Consider the following 14,566-nt stretch of genomic DNA (forward strand, 5'->3'; position numbering starts at 1 on the left):
TTAAATGGGGTGTAAATGGATATTAGAACAGACGAGCTTTCAAACCCACACATTATAAAGTTACTACAAGCGCATCATAACGATATGCTAAAACACTCACCTGTTGAAAGCGTACATGCGCTGGATGTAACTAAACTCACTCAGCCCGATATAATTTTTTATAGCTTATGGATTGATAATAATTTAGCGGGTGTTGGTGCTTTAAAAGCACTAAATACAACGCATGGCGAAATTAAATCAATGCGCACCTCAAGCAACTATTTACGCCAAGGCATAGCCGCTAAGTTACTCACGCATATTATTGAGCAAGCAACACTGCGAGGGTATAAAAAGTTAAGCCTAGAAACTGGAACAGCAAAAGCATTTTTACCTGCGCAAAAGCTTTACACTCAATTTGGTTTTAAAGAGTGCGAGCCGTTCGGTGATTATCAGCTAGATCCGTATAGCTTGTTTATGAGTAAAGTGCTTTAGCTAAAGCAAAAGATACCAGCTGCCGCCCATTTAAAATCTTTAATTGAATTTGTACGCTATCTGCGTATACTTCTATGTATGAAAAGCCTATTTGTTGAATCAAGCATATTTGAAAAGTACCGAGAGCTGTACTTGAGTGATGACGAATATCGTTTATTTCAAGCAGACCTCATGGTTAACCCAAAACAGGGCGATGTGATTCAAGGAACAGGCGGCTTACGTAAAGTTCGAGTTGCGAGCAAAGGAAAAGGTAAGCGTGGCGGTTCAAGAGTTATATATTATTACTTGGACGACAAAAGACGTTTTTATCTACTCACTATTTACAGTAAAAACGAAGTAACCGATTTAACAGCAGATCAGAAAAAGCAATTAAAAGAATTCTTAGAGGTATGGCGCAATGAGCAAACGTGATTTATTTTCAGAATTAACGACAGCACTTGATGATGCTAAAGCGCATTCACAAGGAAAGCTAACGTTACGTACTCATGCAGTAAATGATATTAACGATCTTGCTATCTCACCCGATGAAATAGTAAATATTCGAGAAACATTTAATATGTCGCGCGGTGTATTTGCAAACATTCTACATACATCAGCAAGAACACTCGAAAACTGGGAGCAAGGGCGTAGTGCACCGAATGGGCAAGCAATTACCTTGTTAAAGCTTGTGCAGCGACATCCTGAAACATTGAATCATATAGCTGAATTGTAGGGCTTTGACACTGTAATACGATTTTTATTATGTTTTAAAATGAATAAAGCGCAGTTGAGCTACAAGGTATAATGTTGAAATATAAAAAGAATCCTTTCTTTTTATCAGTTAAATAATTGTCACATAAAGTTATTGATGATTAACAAGATTGGAGAAACTGAAGTAACTAACCTTACTAAATCAGCTAAAAACTTCTCACTAATTTTAATCGTGATTTGCATGATGCACCTCTCGGTCAAATGGTTTAAATTAATTGACCATTTTACCGTGCTAATGCTAACCTTTAGTTCTCACGCAAAAGGGTATGGCATTAGCAATTTACAAATGGTCAATACCTAAAGAAAGCCTAAGTTGATTTATAATCGCTTAGGCTTTTTTGTTATAACCATATTCCTTTTGGTTATATGTTTATATTATAACCTTATATAGAAGAGTGCAAATAATAATTTATAGGATAAGGGTAGGTATCATTATTTAGCCTTTCCTTGCTTGAAATTTCAACAGCTCATATTTAGCGCAGTAAGTCGGGTTGTTTCTAGTTAATTCATCATTATCGTCGGATGGCGTGGCTTCGCCACTTATCCGACCTACGTCAAAGGTAGGTTGGTTAAGCCAAAGGCGCCACCCAACAAAGTTATAGGTTCACGCCTGGAGGATTCGCTACTAGTTTTGAGCCTTCGTAAATTAACATTCTAACTCAGCTCTTTTATTGCCTTACTTATTCCATCTAAACTCAATGGGTACATTCTGTTATCCATCAGCTGCTTAATAAAATCAATGGATTGATAGTACGGCCAGTGTTCAACCGGTTGTGGGTTGAGCCAGGCGACTTTATCAAAGTGGTTTGTTATACGTTGCAACCATGCACTGCCGGGCTCTTCATTGTAGTGCTCTACTGAGCCGCCGGGGTAGGCTATTTCGTATGGGCCCATAGTGGCATCACCTACAAATATGACCTTGTAGTCGCTGGTAAATTTATTAATCAGCGTCATGGTGTCGATTATGTTTGAGTGGCGGCGCGCATTGTCTTGCCAAACGTGCTCGTATAAACAGTTATGAAAGTAGTAAAACTCTAAATGTTTAAACTCGCTGTGGGCTGCGCTAAATAGCTCTTCGCAGGTATGAATGTAGTCATCCATTGAGCCGCCAATATCAAACAGCATTAATACTTTAACGGCATTGTGGCGCTCGGGTGCCATTTTTACATCCAGCATGCCGCCTTGTTTGGCGGTAGCGCGAATGGTCTCGTTTAAATCAAGGGTGTCACTTGCGCCTGTGCGGGCAAATTTACGTAATTTTTTAAGGGCGAGTTTAATAGTACGAGAGCCAATTTCGCGATCAGAGTCTAAATTGCGGTATTCGCGCTTATCCCACACTTTTACCGCTTGGCGATTACGGTTACCCTCTTGCCCTATACGCACGCCTTCTGGGTTATAGCCATATGCACCAAAAGGTGATGTACCGCCGGTGCCCACCCATTTATTACCGCCTGCGTGGCGTTTTTGCTGTTCTTGTAAACGCTCTTTTAGGGTTTTCATTAGCTCGTCGAGCCCGCCCATGGCTTTTAGCTGGGCTTTTTCTTCATCGCTTAGGTGTTTTTCAAACTCTTTGCGCAACCAATCTTTAGGTAAGTTGTGCTGTTGTTTTAAACTTTCAAGCAAATCAAGGTCGGCAATACCGCTAAAATAGTCGCTGAAGGCTTTGTCGAACCTGTCAAAATGGGTTTCGTCTTTTACCATTATGGTGCGGGCTAAATGGTAAAAGCCATCTACATCGGCAAATATAACGCCTTTTTTTAAGGCGTTTATTAAATCGAGTAGCTCGCGCAGGCTTACCGGTAAGCGGTATTTGCGCAGCGTGAAAAAAAACTGTACTAACATGTTAGCGACGACTCATAAACGCAAGTTTTTCGATGAGGCTTATGTCTTGCTCATTTTTAAGCAGTGCGCCAAACATCGGCATTAAGCCGCCTTTTTGGGCTTTATCGTGCAGTGTTTTAGCGTCTATATCTTCTGCCATTAAAAGCTTTAACCAATCCAGTAATTCGCTGGTGGAAGGTTTCTTTTTAAGACCGTTGGCTTCACGTAAGTTAAAAAATACTTCGAGTGCTTGGCGAACTAAATCTTGTTTAACGTTAGGGTAGTGCACATCAACGATTTGCTGCATTTCTTCGCTGCTTGGAAAATCAATATAGTGAAAAAAGCAGCGGCGTAAAAAGGCATCTGGTAGTTCTTTTTCGTTGTTTGACGTGATGATCACAATAGGGCGTTCTTTCGCTACAATGCGCTCGTTAGTTTCGTAAACATGAAACTCCATTTTATCAAGTTCGAGCAGTAAGTCGTTTGGGAACTCGATGTCGGCTTTGTCTATTTCGTCGATTAAAAGCACTGGCCGTTTGCCGTTAAGTTCAGCGTAGTTAAACGCTTGCCACAGTTTACCTTTAACAATGTAGTTGCCAATATTATGTACGCGCTCATCGCCTAATTGGCTGTCGCGTAGGCGCGATACCGCGTCGTATTCGTACAAGCCCTGTTGTGCTTTGGTGGTTGATTTAATGTGCCACTGAATAAGCTCGGTATCTAAGCTTTTAGCAAGCTCTTCAGCCAGCATGGTTTTACCTGTACCTGGCTCACCTTTAATTAATAAGGGTTTTTCAAGCATAATAGCGGCATTTACAGCCTGTTTAAGCGAGCTGCTAGCGATGTAGTTGTCGGTAGAATTAAATTGCACGGGTTCCCTTTGCCTGGTCTGATCAGTGTTGTATGTGATTATAATGCCATAGTTAATCTGCAGCTCCAAGGTAGGCAAAGCGTGGAATAGTGTGTCCATCTTTTTCAACGGTTTCTAAAAACATACTTAGTGGGCGTGCCCACATGCCGTACTCGCCATACAGGGCTTGGTATATAACTAGTTGCTCGTCGGTTTCACTGTGTGTTGCTACGTAAAATACTTTGTATTGTGGGCCTTTGTAGTGTTGATATATCCCTGGTTTGAGGGAAAGCGGTTTTATTGCTGTAGTCATGTTTTGATCTCTTGTATAATTGCGTTTGCTTTTTATTATGCCAAAGAATACACCAACACTATGAATTATATTTCGCTCGATGATCACAAAAAAGCCTGGGTTTTTCGTCATAAAGACCTCCCTGTATCTGAAGAAGACGCTGCGCGTATTAAGCCAATGACCAGCGAACGTGCTGCGGTGCTTTGGAGCACTATGGTGAGCCGCGAGTTCGACCACCCCGATTTTTTTGATAAAACTGATTGGTGCGGTAAAGAAGAAAGCTTTAGCGACGAAGTAAATTGGGAAGATGCGTGGGAAAATGGCGACGAAAGCTTACCACAAGCCATTTTGGATCATTTAGATTGGCAGGCTAATACCACCGTTTATTTTTGTATGGCACGCGATAACGTTATAGAAACCACCTTCGATGTATTTAAACGTAATTGGCAAAACTTTATGTTTTTAGCTGATGGCAGTTTATTAATTGGTAAAAAGCGTAATACCGTGGTGCAATTTTTAGAAAGCGGCATTGCTAAATTAGGTGAAAAGCCAAGCGTTTAAATTGCCTAGTGCGCTTAAAAAATAGCCGCTATTGTGCTATAAAACAGCTACCTAATTGTTTTTTGAGTATAACTATTGGTAGCGAAGAGTCAGCCACTTGCAGCTCAGCAGCAAGAAATATGGCAAAGTGATGCGCAAAAAGTGCTGTATGCACAATTGTGCAATGCGTTTTATCAGCGAGAGGTACAGCGCTTAGTTGCTGAGCCTAATGCCGATAAACTACGCCGCCAATTAAAAAGCTTACCGTATTATATAGAACGGGCGGCCACTTTGGTTGCCAATGGGAGTTCGCCGTTTACGCTCGACTCACAAAATGGCTCTTGGCTTGAAAAACAAAAGCCAACACCGCCAGAGGTTAACGCTCAGGCAAATGAACTTTTTTATAAAAAATATGCCCAAGTGGGGCTAATAGTGCCGGTGTTAATAAATAGCCATGACCAAGTGAGGCTAAGAATAGACAGCATAGATCAAGTAAGCGACAATAAACTGCACTGTAATGAACTAGGCTGGTTTGATTTTTTTGGCAAGGGCCTAGAGCAAGCGAATGCGCAGTTGGTAAAACCCAGTAAAATGAGTTTAACAGCGGCGTGTTGCGGGCATCAGTGGCAATTTTCAAAACGCTGCGCACCTAGGTTGCTTTCACTTAGAGAAATGTTATTAGCGGGTAATATTAATTGGCGTAATATAAAACGCCCACGAGCCTAATTTTATTTAAAAACGAATAGGGAGTGTTAAATGCGGTTTTTTCAGCTTGGCCTGTTGTGCTTAGCACTGTTTATACAATACCGACTTTGGTTTGGACATAACGGTGTGCAAGACTATACGCGTTTAAAAGCAGCCGTGGCTTCTCATCAACAAACTAATGAAAAACTAATTAAGCGCAATAAAGTACTCACCGCCGACATAGAAGATTTAAAGCTTGGTCAAGAAGGCATAGAAGAGCGCGCTCGTAACGAATTAGGAATGATTAAACCGGATGAAACATTTATACGTGTTTTACCGGGCAAACAACATGAAAAATAATAATTCAATAGCTGCCATTGTACCCGCTGCCGGCGTAGGCAGCAGAATGCAGCACAGTGCACCTAAGCAGTATATTAAATTGGCAGGAAAAACTATTTTAGAGCACACGCTCTGTAAGCTTTCGCAATTACAAAGCTTAAGCCAAATAGTTGTCGCCGTTAGTCAAACCGACCCTTATTTTGACTCGCTTGCGCACATAGACTCGCGAATTTTACGCGCGAACGGCGGGCAAGAGCGAGCAGACTCAGTGCTTAATAGCCTATTATTTTTAGAAAATAACCCTCCTGAATGGGTGCTGGTGCACGACGCAGCCCGCCCCTTAGTCACTATTAACGATATTGAAACCTTAATAGCGCATTGTATAGCCGACGACGAAGGCGGTATTTTAGCAAGCAAGGTAAAAGACACCATAAAGCGTGGTAACACGCATAGCGAGCAAACCGTGCCTCGTGATGATTTATGGCAAGCGCTTACACCGCAGTTTTTTAAATATGACGAGCTTAAAAATGCGTTGCAACGTGCGCTTTGTGAAGGCGTAACTATTACCGATGAAGCCAGTGCCATTGAGTGGGCAAATAAACCCGTTAAGCTAATTGCAGGGCGCAGCGACAATATTAAAATAACCACGCCGGAGGATTTAGACCTAGCGGGGTTTTTATTAAACAAACAACAAAACGAGCAAGCATTATGATTCGAATTGGCCATGGTTTTGACGTACACAAATTTGGTGGCGAAGGCCCAATAACAATTTGCGGCGAAAAAATAGATTACCCGCAGGGCTTTTTAGCACACTCAGATGGCGATGTTGCTATTCATGCATTATGCGATGCTATTTTAGGCGCGTTGGCAATGGGCGATATTGGTAAGCATTTTCCGGATACGGCGAGCGAGTATGAAAATATAGATAGCCGTATTTTACTTCGCCATGTTGTAGGCCTTGCCAAAGAGCAAGGTTATGTACTGGGCAATGGCGATGTCACTATTGTGGCGCAGGCTCCTAAAATGTTGCCACACATCCACGCTATGCGCTCTAATTTAGCCAGCGATTTAAATTGCGAGCTTTCACAAATCAATGTTAAAGCGACCACCACCGAAAAGCTCGGCTTTGAAGGGCGTAAAGAAGGTATTTCTAGCCATGCGGTGGTTATTATGAGCAAAGCGCTTGAGAGTACAGCAAGCGCATGAGCGATTTAAATTATCTATACGGTGCACCCCTTTCAAAAGCAGACTTTAAAACCGTTGCTGAAGATTTTATGGTTGATGAATACCTCGGCATAGAATTTACCGGCAGTGGTGAGCATGTATGCTTACAGGTCGTTAAAAAAGGTGAAAACACGCAATATGTGGCTAAGTTAATTGCACAAAAGGCTGGAGTGTCACCGCGCGAAGTAAGCTATGCCGGCATGAAAGACCGCCACGGCGTGTGTAGCCAATGGTTTAGCGTAAAAGTACCCATTAAAAAGCACATTGATTTTAGTGAACTCAATAGCGACAGCATTTTTGTGGTTTCGCAACAGCGCCACGAACGTAAATTACGCACCGGTTGCCACAAAGGAAACCGATTCACTATTACGCTTCGTAATGTAACCCAGCCGCTTGATATTTTATGCCGCATTAATGCCGTGCGTGCGGGTGTGCCTAACTACTTTGGCGAGCAGCGCTTTGGCCGCGATGGGCATAATTTAGTTATGGCCGAAAAAATGTTTGCCGGCGAGCGCATTCGCGATAAAAAACTACGCGGTATTATTATCTCCGCTGCCCGTTCACATGTATTTAATCAAATAGTGAGCTTACGTGTTAAAGAGCATGGGTTAGCTAAAACCATGCACCGTGAAGTATTTATGCTAAGCGGTAGTAACGCATTTTTTGAAGATGCAATAAGCGATGAAAACATAGCGCGTTTAGCCTCTGGCGATATTATGATGTCGGCTCCTATGGTTGGTAAAAGCGAAAAGGGCTTAACTGATCAAGAAAAATTATGGCTAAAACCATACCAAGCATGGTGTGAGGGCTTAGGCGAATTAGGCCTTAAAAATGAGCGCCGTATGCTGCGTCTCATTCCGCAAGATTTAACCATAGAAACACTAGACGAAACGACTTTAAAATTAAGCTTTGGATTGCCTAAAGGGTGTTTTGCTACCGCACTTTTACGTGAGCTGGTGGATTACACCGATGCAAGCCCTAATGAGCGAAAAGAAAAGGACAGTCAAAATGAAGATACTGCTAAGTAACGACGACGGTGTAAACGCTAAAGGGATTGCTGTTTTATACCAGGCTCTTACGCAAATTGCCGATGTAACCCTTGTAGCCCCTGATCGTAACTGTAGTGGTGCCAGTAACTCGTTAACGTTAATAAATCCACTGCGCTCTACCACGCTTGAAAACGGCTTTATATCGGTTAATGGCACACCTACTGATTGTGTTCATTTAGGGGTTAATCAGTTAGTAGATGAAACGCCTGATTTAGTCGTAGCAGGTATTAACCACGGCGCTAATTTGGGCGATGATACATTGTATTCAGGCACTGTGGCTGCGGCGACCGAAGGGCGCCATTTAGGCTTGCCTGCTATTGCCGTGTCGCTTTGCTCGCACCATGGTGAGCACTTTGAAACCGCAGCAGCTGTGACCGTTAACATAATTAAAGGGCTGGCATCGCACCCACTGCCTAAAGATCAAATTATCAACGTAAATGTACCCGATATTCCTCTAAGTGAGCTAAAAGGGGTGCAAGTTACGCGTTTAGGCGCTCGACATAAAGCCGAAACCATGACCAAACAAACGGACCCATGGGGGCGTGATATTTTTTGGTATGGCTCGCTTGGTATTGAAAGCGATGCCGGTGAGGGCACTGATTTTTACGCTGTTAATAATGGCTATGCTTCAGTTACACCGTTAAGTGTTGATATGACAGCAAAAGAAAGTATTGAAGCGGTTGGGCAGTGGTTAGCTGAAATGGAGATAAACCGTGCTGGCTAATTACTCGCGCAGTGCTATTGCGCTTTCTAAGCTATTAGAGCAAGAAGGGGTAGAAGACAAACAGGTATTAAAAGCCATTGCAGATATACCACGTCATGCCTTTATTGATGATGTACTAAAACACAAGGCGTACGAAAACACGGCGTTGCCAATAGGGCAAGGGCAAACTATTTCGCAGCCTTATATTGTGGCGCGTATGACCGAGCTGCTTCATTTGGCTGGCGTACGCGACAAAGTGTTAGAAATTGGCACAGGCTCTGGTTATCAAACCGCAGTGTTAGCCAAGTGTTTTAATAAGGTGTATTCGGTCGAGCGTATAAAAGCACTGCAATGGCAGGCTAAACGCCGTTTACACCAACTTGATTTATACAATGTAACCATGAAACACGCAGATGGCTGGCAAGGCTGGCAATCACAGGCCCCGTTTAATGGTATTATAGTTACCGCGGCCGCATCAAAAGTGCCCCAAGACTTACTTGCACAACTAGCTGATGGCGGTGTACTCCTTGCCCCCATTGGAGAGCAAGAACAAAAATTAACCATGGTTATTCGCCAAGGCGATAGCTTCACAGAGCATGTTATTGCACCAGTACGGTTTGTCCCTCTCGTCCCTGGTGATATTGAATAGGAATTCACGTTGAAATTGTTTACTAAGTTATACGATATGGCCCTAGTGTGGGCAAAACACCGCTTTGCTGAGCGCTATTTAGCAGCCATGAGCTTTGCTGAGTCCGTTTTTTTTCCGGTACCACCGGATGTAATGCTTGCTCCTATGTCGCTTGCTCAGCCAAGTAAAGCGTGGCGCTTTGCAAGCTTTGCAACAGTTGCTTCAGTACTTGGGGGGATTGTAGGTTACTTTTTAGGTTACTGGTTATTTGAGCCTGTTGTACAGCCCTTTATTGAGCAGATGCACTGGCAAGAAAAGTTTGAAACAGCGCTTACATGGTTTAAAGAGTATGGCGTGTGGGTGGTATTTTTAGCAGGCTTTTCACCTATCCCTTATAAGGTATTTACTATTGGTGCAGGGGTATTACAAATGGCATTTTTACCATTTTTAATAGCGTCTGCCGTTGGCCGCGGTGCGCGTTTCTTTTTAGTTTCTGCTTTAATGAAGTGGGGCGGGGTTAAAATGGAGCAAAAATTACGTCAATATGTTGAAGTACTTGGTTGGGGTTTAGTTATATTAATAGCGGTTGCTTACTTTTTATTACGCTAACAAGCAAAAGTAGTACTTTTTAAATTTCGGAGCAAAACACCTTGAATAGTCAGTACGTATTATATGCAGTTGTATTTATTGCTGTTTTGCTTTCGGGGTGTTCATCTCGCCATATTCCTGCTCCTGTTAGTAGCCTCAATACTAATGTTAATGATTTTCAAAAAGGCATTAACATTAATGGAAATAAATACACAGTACAAAAGGGTGATACTTTATATTCCATTGCCTTTAGTGCAGGGCAAGATTTTAGGTCGCTTGCAAAAAACAATTCAATTCCATCACCTTATGTTATTTATCCTGGGCAAGTTATTTCGCTTGCAGCCACCACTAGCCATGCGGTTGCTAGCAATTCACCCGTTAAACAAAAAATAACACCCACTAAAATAAAACAAAAAACTAACAAAAAATTAAAGAAAAATCTTGATCAGCCGAAACAACGAGAGTATGTTCGAAAACAAGCCAATGAAATAGTTAGTAATGCTAAACCTTCGTCGAGAAGTAAAGTAAAGTGGTTTTGGCCTGCAAAGGGCAAAGTGACTAAACGCTTTTCTAATAAGGAAAACGGTTACAAGGGTTTACAGATTACTAACCGTACAGGGGCTTCAGTTTTAGCCGCAGCACAAGGAACGGTGGTGTATGCGGGTAATGCGCTTCGAGGGTACGGTAATTTAATCATTTTGAAACATAATGATGATTACCTAAGTGCTTATGCACATAACTCGAAACTACTTGTTAGAGAAAAGCAGAAAGTTAAGGCAGGACAAAAAATAGCAGAAATGGGCAAGTCAGAATCTTCGGTCACTGCGCTTCGTTTTGAAATTCGCTACCGTGGGCAAGCTGTCAATCCTGCTAAATACCTTCCCTAATTTTTAGGTATTGATAATTGCTCGGGAGAAGGCTTATGGCTAACGCAGCAAAACTTGACAAAAACACCACCGACGAAAAATTTGATGACACCGCAGTAGAAGAAACTGCAGCATTACTTGAAGAGGTTGATAACGAAGAAGAGATATTTGCAAAAGAGGAAGTAACTAAAAACCTTGATGCAACCCAACTTTATTTAGGAGAAATTGGTTTTTCTCCCCTACTTAGCGCTGAAGAAGAAGTCTTTTTTGCCCGCAAATCGCTACGTGGATGTGAAGCATCTCGCAAGCGTATGATTGAAAGTAACCTACGTTTAGTTGTAAAAATTGCCCGCCGTTATAACAACCGAGGATTAGCACTTCTAGATTTAATTGAAGAAGGTAACCTAGGTTTAATTCGCGCTGTTGAAAAGTTTGACCCAGAACGCGGTTTTAGATTTTCGACTTATGCAACGTGGTGGATACGCCAAACAATTGAACGCGCCATTATGAATCAAACGCGCACAATTCGCCTGCCAATACATGTAGTTAAAGAATTAAATGTTTACTTGCGTACAGCACGCGAGCTGACACAAAAGCTAGACCATGAGCCAACTGCTGAAGAAATTGCTGAAAGCTTAGGTAGACCCGTAGAAGACGTAACTAAAATGCTACGCTTAAACGAAAAAATTGCCTCAGTTGATATGCCAATTGGCGGTGAGAACGACAGCGCACTGTTAGACATTATTGCCGATGAAAAAAGCGCAGGCCCTGAGGGCGAAGTTCAAAACAATGATATTAACAAACATATTGTTGATTGGTTAGGTGAGTTAAACCCTAAACAACGTGAAGTATTAGCGCGTCGCTTTGGTTTACTTGGCTATGAGCCATCAACACTTGAAGATGTTGGCCGTGAAATTGGTTTAACGCGAGAGCGCGTAAGACAAATTCAGGTAGAAGCATTACGTCGTTTGAAAGATATTTTACAACAAGAAGGGTTAAGCACAGAAAGTTTGTTTGACCAGTTCTCGTAACTCCCTTTTATATGTCTATGTGTTTAAAAGCTGAAGGATAAAACCTTCAGCTTTTTTTATGTCTTACGACCCCCAAGAAATACTATTTACAGTGTTATCAGCCTCTTAACCACCGCTCAAGTTACCTGTATTCAAAGTAGTGCTTTTAATTTATAAAGAAGTTCGTGTGCTTGACGCGGCGATAGGTTATCAGGGTCAATGGCACCGAGCTGCTCCTCAACTTCAGAAGGCTCAGGCGCAGGTAACTCATTAGCAAATGAAAACGCCTGTTGCTCAGCATTAGGCGCTGTTACACTTTGGTGGTTTTCGAGCAGTTTAAGCTTTTGTTTTGCTTGGGCTATCACGGCTTTAGGCACGCCGGCAAGCGCTGCGACCTGTAAGCCAAAGCTTTTACTTGCTGCACCATCAAGCACAGTATGCATAAATGCAATGGTGTCGTTGTGCTCTATGGCATCTAGGTGTACATTCACCAGCCCGGTTTTTTGCTCGGCAAGTTCCGTTAATTCAAAGTAGTGCGTAGCAAATAATGTTTTAGCAGATATTTTTTGTGCCAGATGATCAGCCGTTGCATAAGCAAGTGACAAGCCATCGTAGGTACTGGTACCTCTGCCAATTTCATCCATTAATACCAAAGATTGCGCAGTTGCATTATTTAATATTGTGGCGGTTTCTGTCATTTCTACCATAAAAGTAGAGCGACCAGAGGCTAAATCGTCGCTTGCACCAATGCGAGTAAATATACGGTCAATATTACCAATTTTTGCACTATCAGCAGGGACATAACAGCCAATATGCGCCATCAATACGATAAGTGCTGTTTGGCGCATATAGGTTGATTTACCACCCATGTTTGGACCGGTAATAATCAACATTTTACGCTGGCTATTTAGCTCCACAGGGTTGGCAATAAAAGGTTCTTTCATTACTTGCTCTACCACGGGGTGGCGACCTTGTTTAATGAATATATTATCATCATCGCATAGTTGCGGTTTAGCATAGTTAAGCGTTTGTGCTCGCTCTGCTAAGTTATTCAATACATCTAAATCGGCTAATGCGCCAGCCATTATTTGAAGCTGTTCAATATGCGGGGCTATAAACTCAAATAGCTCTTCATATAATTGTTTTTCAAGCGCAAGAGCTTTTGATTGGCTGCCAAGCACTTTGTCTTCGTGCTCTTTTAGTTCAGGTATTATGTAGCGTTCATTATTTTTAAGTGTTTGGCGGCGAATATAATCAGCAGGTACTAAGTGTGAATTTGCACGACTTACCTCGATGAAAAAGCCATGTACCTTGTTATAGCCAATTTTTAATGTGCTGATCCCGGTGCGCTCGCGCTCTCTAAGCTCTAGTTGCTCAAGTATATCGGTAGCGCCTTTACTCAAGTTTCGCCATTCATCGAGTTCGCTGTTGTAGCCTGGAGCAATAACGCCCCCATCGCGAATTAGTACCGGTGGGTTATCAATAACAGCACGCTCAAGTAAAGCTTGTAGTTCAGGCAGCTCTGGAGAATGGCGAACAATGCTAGCGATACGCTCATCATTAGCATCGTTTAATAATGCGTGCAGTGGTGCGAGTGCTTGTAGGGCACTGCGCAGTCGGGTCAAATCGCGCGGGCGTGCGGTGCATAAAGCAAGTCGTGCTATTACGCGTTCTATGTCACCAATTTCTTTTAATGAATCGTGTAACTCGCCATATAACTGCACATCTAAAATAGCGCTAATGGCATTTAAACGTGAGTTAAGCTCATTTTTATTACGCACAGGTGTATGAATGCGGCGTTTAAGTAAACGCGACCCCATGGCCGTGGCGGTTTTATCAAGTACCTGCGCTAAGGTGTTTTCAAAGCCGCCCGATAAATTAACGGTTAGTTCTAAATTTTTGCGCGTTGCCGCATCTAATATAACTGCGTGCTCGTTATGCTCAAGCGTAATAGCGCGAATGTGAGGGAGCGCAATACGTTGTGTATCTTTTACGTATTGCATTAAACAACCCGCAGCGACCAAAGCAGCATGCGCTTTATCTACACCAAAACCAACTAAATCTTTGGTGCCAAACTGCTCGCACAGTAAGTGTTGCGCGGTGTCTAGGTCAAACTCCCACTCAGGGCGTCGGCGTGCCCCTTTTATATGCTCAATTAAATGTGTGTTTTCAAAGCTTTCACAGTATAAAAGCTCAGCGGGTGCTAAGCGCTGTAAGGTTGAAGTAAATGCTTCGTCGGTGTTAACTTCAACTACGTTGAAGCGCCCTGAATTTATATCAAGGTAGGCAATACCGTATAGCCCTTTTTTATTTTGCCATACGCTAGTGAGTAAGTTATCTTGGCGTTCTTGCAATAGCGCTTCATCTGAAATAGTACCCGGAGTAACGATACGTACGACTTTGCGCTCTACTGGCCCTTTACTGGTTGCAGGGTCGCCAACTTGCTCACATATAGCAACCGATTCGCCCATTTGCACTAAACGAGCTAAATAGTTTTCTACTGCATGATAAGGGACACCCGCCATAGGGATAGGATCGCCGCCGGCTTTACCGCGATGCGTTTGCGAAATATCGAGTAGTTGGGCCGCGCGTTTAGCGTCGTCAAAAAAGAGTTCATAAAAATCCCCCATACGATAAAACAATAAAATATCGCGATGCTCTGATTTTATTTTTAGATACTGCTGCATCATAGGGGTTTGTTGTTTTATAGTGTGCGGTGCATAAAGATCAAACGACATGTATTTACCCAAA

General features: G+C 42.5%; 18 protein-coding genes. 14 read left to right on the forward strand and 4 right to left on the reverse strand.

The genetic code is table 11. The features are described from left to right. Nucleotides 1–15 precede the first annotated feature (15 nt). The 3 genes from B2R65_RS07645 (at nt 16) to B2R65_RS07655 (ending at nt 1,183) form a co-directional block, all read left to right on the forward strand. Nucleotides 16–471 (forward strand): GNAT family N-acetyltransferase, encoded by a 456-nt coding sequence (locus tag B2R65_RS07645; protein WP_064385272.1) that lies wholly within the window; start codon nt 16–18, stop codon nt 469–471. 132 nt (nt 472–603) lie between these two features. Beyond that, a complete protein-coding gene (locus tag B2R65_RS07650; protein ID WP_286741799.1) occupies nt 604–882 on the forward strand; it encodes a type II toxin-antitoxin system RelE/ParE family toxin in 279 nt (92 codons plus the stop codon). Next, nucleotides 869–1,183 carry a helix-turn-helix domain-containing protein gene (locus B2R65_RS07655; protein ID WP_004586175.1) on the forward strand — a complete coding sequence of 105 codons (315 nt, stop codon included), beginning with the start codon at nt 869–871 and terminating at the stop codon, nt 1,181–1,183. Before B2R65_RS07650 ends, B2R65_RS07655 begins: the two co-directional genes overlap by 14 nt. 692 nt (nt 1,184–1,875) lie before the next feature. Here B2R65_RS07655 and B2R65_RS07660 read toward each other — a convergent pair. From B2R65_RS07660 to B2R65_RS07670, 3 genes are read right to left on the reverse strand one after another with little or no spacing between them, the layout of a single operon-like run. Then, complete coding sequence (locus B2R65_RS07660) at nt 1,876–3,063, reverse strand: vWA domain-containing protein (protein ID WP_286741800.1); 1,188 nt, start codon at nt 3,061–3,063, stop codon at nt 1,876–1,878. A gap of 1 nt (nt 3,064) precedes the next feature. Next, a complete protein-coding gene (locus B2R65_RS07665) occupies nt 3,065–3,913 on the reverse strand; it encodes an AAA family ATPase (protein ID WP_004586178.1) in 849 nt (282 codons plus the stop codon). Nucleotides 3,914–3,965: 52 nt separating this feature from the next. Beyond that, on the reverse strand, nt 3,966–4,205 hold the full coding sequence (locus B2R65_RS07670) for a DUF1653 domain-containing protein (protein ID WP_029774266.1): 240 nt from the start codon (nt 4,203–4,205) through the stop codon (nt 3,966–3,968). A 60-nt stretch (nt 4,206–4,265) separates the two neighbouring features. On the opposite strand from B2R65_RS07670, the gene B2R65_RS07675 reads away from it, so the two are divergent. The 11 genes from B2R65_RS07675 (at nt 4,266) to rpoS (ending at nt 11,836) form a co-directional block, all read left to right on the forward strand. Further along, entirely contained in the window at nt 4,266–4,745 is a 480-nt protein-coding gene (locus B2R65_RS07675; RefSeq protein ID WP_286741801.1) for a DUF2947 domain-containing protein, read from the forward strand. A 75-nt stretch (nt 4,746–4,820) separates the two neighbouring features. After that, nucleotides 4,821–5,450 (forward strand): hypothetical protein, encoded by a 630-nt coding sequence (locus tag B2R65_RS07680; protein WP_024033119.1) that lies wholly within the window; start codon nt 4,821–4,823, stop codon nt 5,448–5,450. Between the two features lie 30 nt (nt 5,451–5,480). Beyond that, nucleotides 5,481–5,768: a cell division protein FtsB gene (ftsB, locus tag B2R65_RS07685; RefSeq protein WP_004586182.1), complete on the forward strand. Its 288-nt coding sequence runs from the start codon at nt 5,481–5,483 to the stop codon at nt 5,766–5,768. Continuing rightward, nucleotides 5,758–6,459, forward strand: coding sequence for a 2-C-methyl-D-erythritol 4-phosphate cytidylyltransferase (gene ispD / locus B2R65_RS07690; protein ID WP_054982725.1), 702 nt, complete (start codon nt 5,758–5,760; stop codon nt 6,457–6,459). The genes ftsB and ispD overlap by 11 nt, the downstream gene beginning before the upstream one ends. Next, nucleotides 6,456–6,953 carry a 2-C-methyl-D-erythritol 2,4-cyclodiphosphate synthase gene (ispF, locus tag B2R65_RS07695; protein WP_273607701.1) on the forward strand — a complete coding sequence of 166 codons (498 nt, stop codon included), beginning with the start codon at nt 6,456–6,458 and terminating at the stop codon, nt 6,951–6,953. The genes ispD and ispF overlap by 4 nt, the downstream gene beginning before the upstream one ends. After that, nucleotides 6,950–7,999: a tRNA pseudouridine(13) synthase TruD gene (truD, locus tag B2R65_RS07700; protein ID WP_286741802.1), complete on the forward strand. Its 1,050-nt coding sequence runs from the start codon at nt 6,950–6,952 to the stop codon at nt 7,997–7,999. The genes ispF and truD overlap by 4 nt, the downstream gene beginning before the upstream one ends. Then, nucleotides 7,980–8,744, forward strand: a complete 765-nt coding sequence (gene surE / locus B2R65_RS07705) for a 5'/3'-nucleotidase SurE (RefSeq protein WP_004586186.1) — start codon at nt 7,980–7,982, stop codon at nt 8,742–8,744. The genes truD and surE overlap by 20 nt, the downstream gene beginning before the upstream one ends. Continuing rightward, complete coding sequence (locus tag B2R65_RS07710; RefSeq protein ID WP_004586187.1) at nt 8,734–9,372, forward strand: protein-L-isoaspartate(D-aspartate) O-methyltransferase; 639 nt, start codon at nt 8,734–8,736, stop codon at nt 9,370–9,372. The genes surE and B2R65_RS07710 overlap by 11 nt, the downstream gene beginning before the upstream one ends. Before the next feature lie 9 nt (nt 9,373–9,381). Next, nucleotides 9,382–9,960 (forward strand): YqaA family protein, encoded by a 579-nt coding sequence (locus B2R65_RS07715; protein ID WP_004586188.1) that lies wholly within the window; start codon nt 9,382–9,384, stop codon nt 9,958–9,960. A 41-nt stretch (nt 9,961–10,001) separates the two neighbouring features. Beyond that, entirely contained in the window at nt 10,002–10,826 is an 825-nt protein-coding gene (locus B2R65_RS07720; RefSeq protein WP_286741803.1) for a peptidoglycan DD-metalloendopeptidase family protein, read from the forward strand. A gap of 35 nt (nt 10,827–10,861) precedes the next feature. After that, entirely contained in the window at nt 10,862–11,836 is a 975-nt protein-coding gene (rpoS, locus tag B2R65_RS07725) for an RNA polymerase sigma factor RpoS (RefSeq protein ID WP_024033114.1), read from the forward strand. A gap of 131 nt (nt 11,837–11,967) precedes the next feature. Here the strand turns inward: rpoS and mutS are convergent, their stop codons facing one another. Continuing rightward, nucleotides 11,968–14,553, reverse strand: coding sequence for a DNA mismatch repair protein MutS (gene mutS / locus B2R65_RS07730; RefSeq protein WP_286741804.1), 2,586 nt, complete (start codon nt 14,551–14,553; stop codon nt 11,968–11,970). Nucleotides 14,554–14,566 lie beyond the last annotated feature (13 nt).

This window comes from Pseudoalteromonas sp. UBA2102 (assembly GCF_002331165.1).
Lineage (GTDB): Bacteria > Pseudomonadota > Gammaproteobacteria > Enterobacterales > Alteromonadaceae > Pseudoalteromonas > Pseudoalteromonas atlantica.

What these genes read in the sequence shown, in the direction of transcription:
- rpoS (WP_024033114.1), top strand. Translation starts at nt 10,862, where the DNA reads ATGGCTAACGCAGCAAAACTTGACAAAAACACCACCGACGAAAAATTT.
- B2R65_RS07655 (WP_004586175.1), top strand. Translation starts at nt 869, where the DNA reads ATGAGCAAACGTGATTTATTTTCAGAATTAACGACAGCACTTGATGAT.
- B2R65_RS07670 (WP_029774266.1), bottom strand. Translation starts at nt 4,205, where the DNA reads ATGACTACAGCAATAAAACCGCTTTCCCTCAAACCAGGGATATATCAA.
- B2R65_RS07660 (WP_286741800.1), bottom strand. Translation starts at nt 3,063, where the DNA reads ATGTTAGTACAGTTTTTTTTCACGCTGCGCAAATACCGCTTACCGGTA.
- truD (WP_286741802.1), top strand. Translation starts at nt 6,950, where the DNA reads ATGAGCGATTTAAATTATCTATACGGTGCACCCCTTTCAAAAGCAGAC.
- B2R65_RS07645 (WP_064385272.1), top strand. Translation starts at nt 16, where the DNA reads ATGGATATTAGAACAGACGAGCTTTCAAACCCACACATTATAAAGTTA.
- ispD (WP_054982725.1), top strand. Translation starts at nt 5,758, where the DNA reads ATGAAAAATAATAATTCAATAGCTGCCATTGTACCCGCTGCCGGCGTA.
- ftsB (WP_004586182.1), top strand. Translation starts at nt 5,481, where the DNA reads ATGCGGTTTTTTCAGCTTGGCCTGTTGTGCTTAGCACTGTTTATACAA.
- ispF (WP_273607701.1), top strand. Translation starts at nt 6,456, where the DNA reads ATGATTCGAATTGGCCATGGTTTTGACGTACACAAATTTGGTGGCGAA.
- mutS (WP_286741804.1), bottom strand. Translation starts at nt 14,553, where the DNA reads ATGTCGTTTGATCTTTATGCACCGCACACTATAAAACAACAAACCCCT.
- B2R65_RS07675 (WP_286741801.1), top strand. Translation starts at nt 4,266, where the DNA reads ATGAATTATATTTCGCTCGATGATCACAAAAAAGCCTGGGTTTTTCGT.
- surE (WP_004586186.1), top strand. Translation starts at nt 7,980, where the DNA reads ATGAAGATACTGCTAAGTAACGACGACGGTGTAAACGCTAAAGGGATT.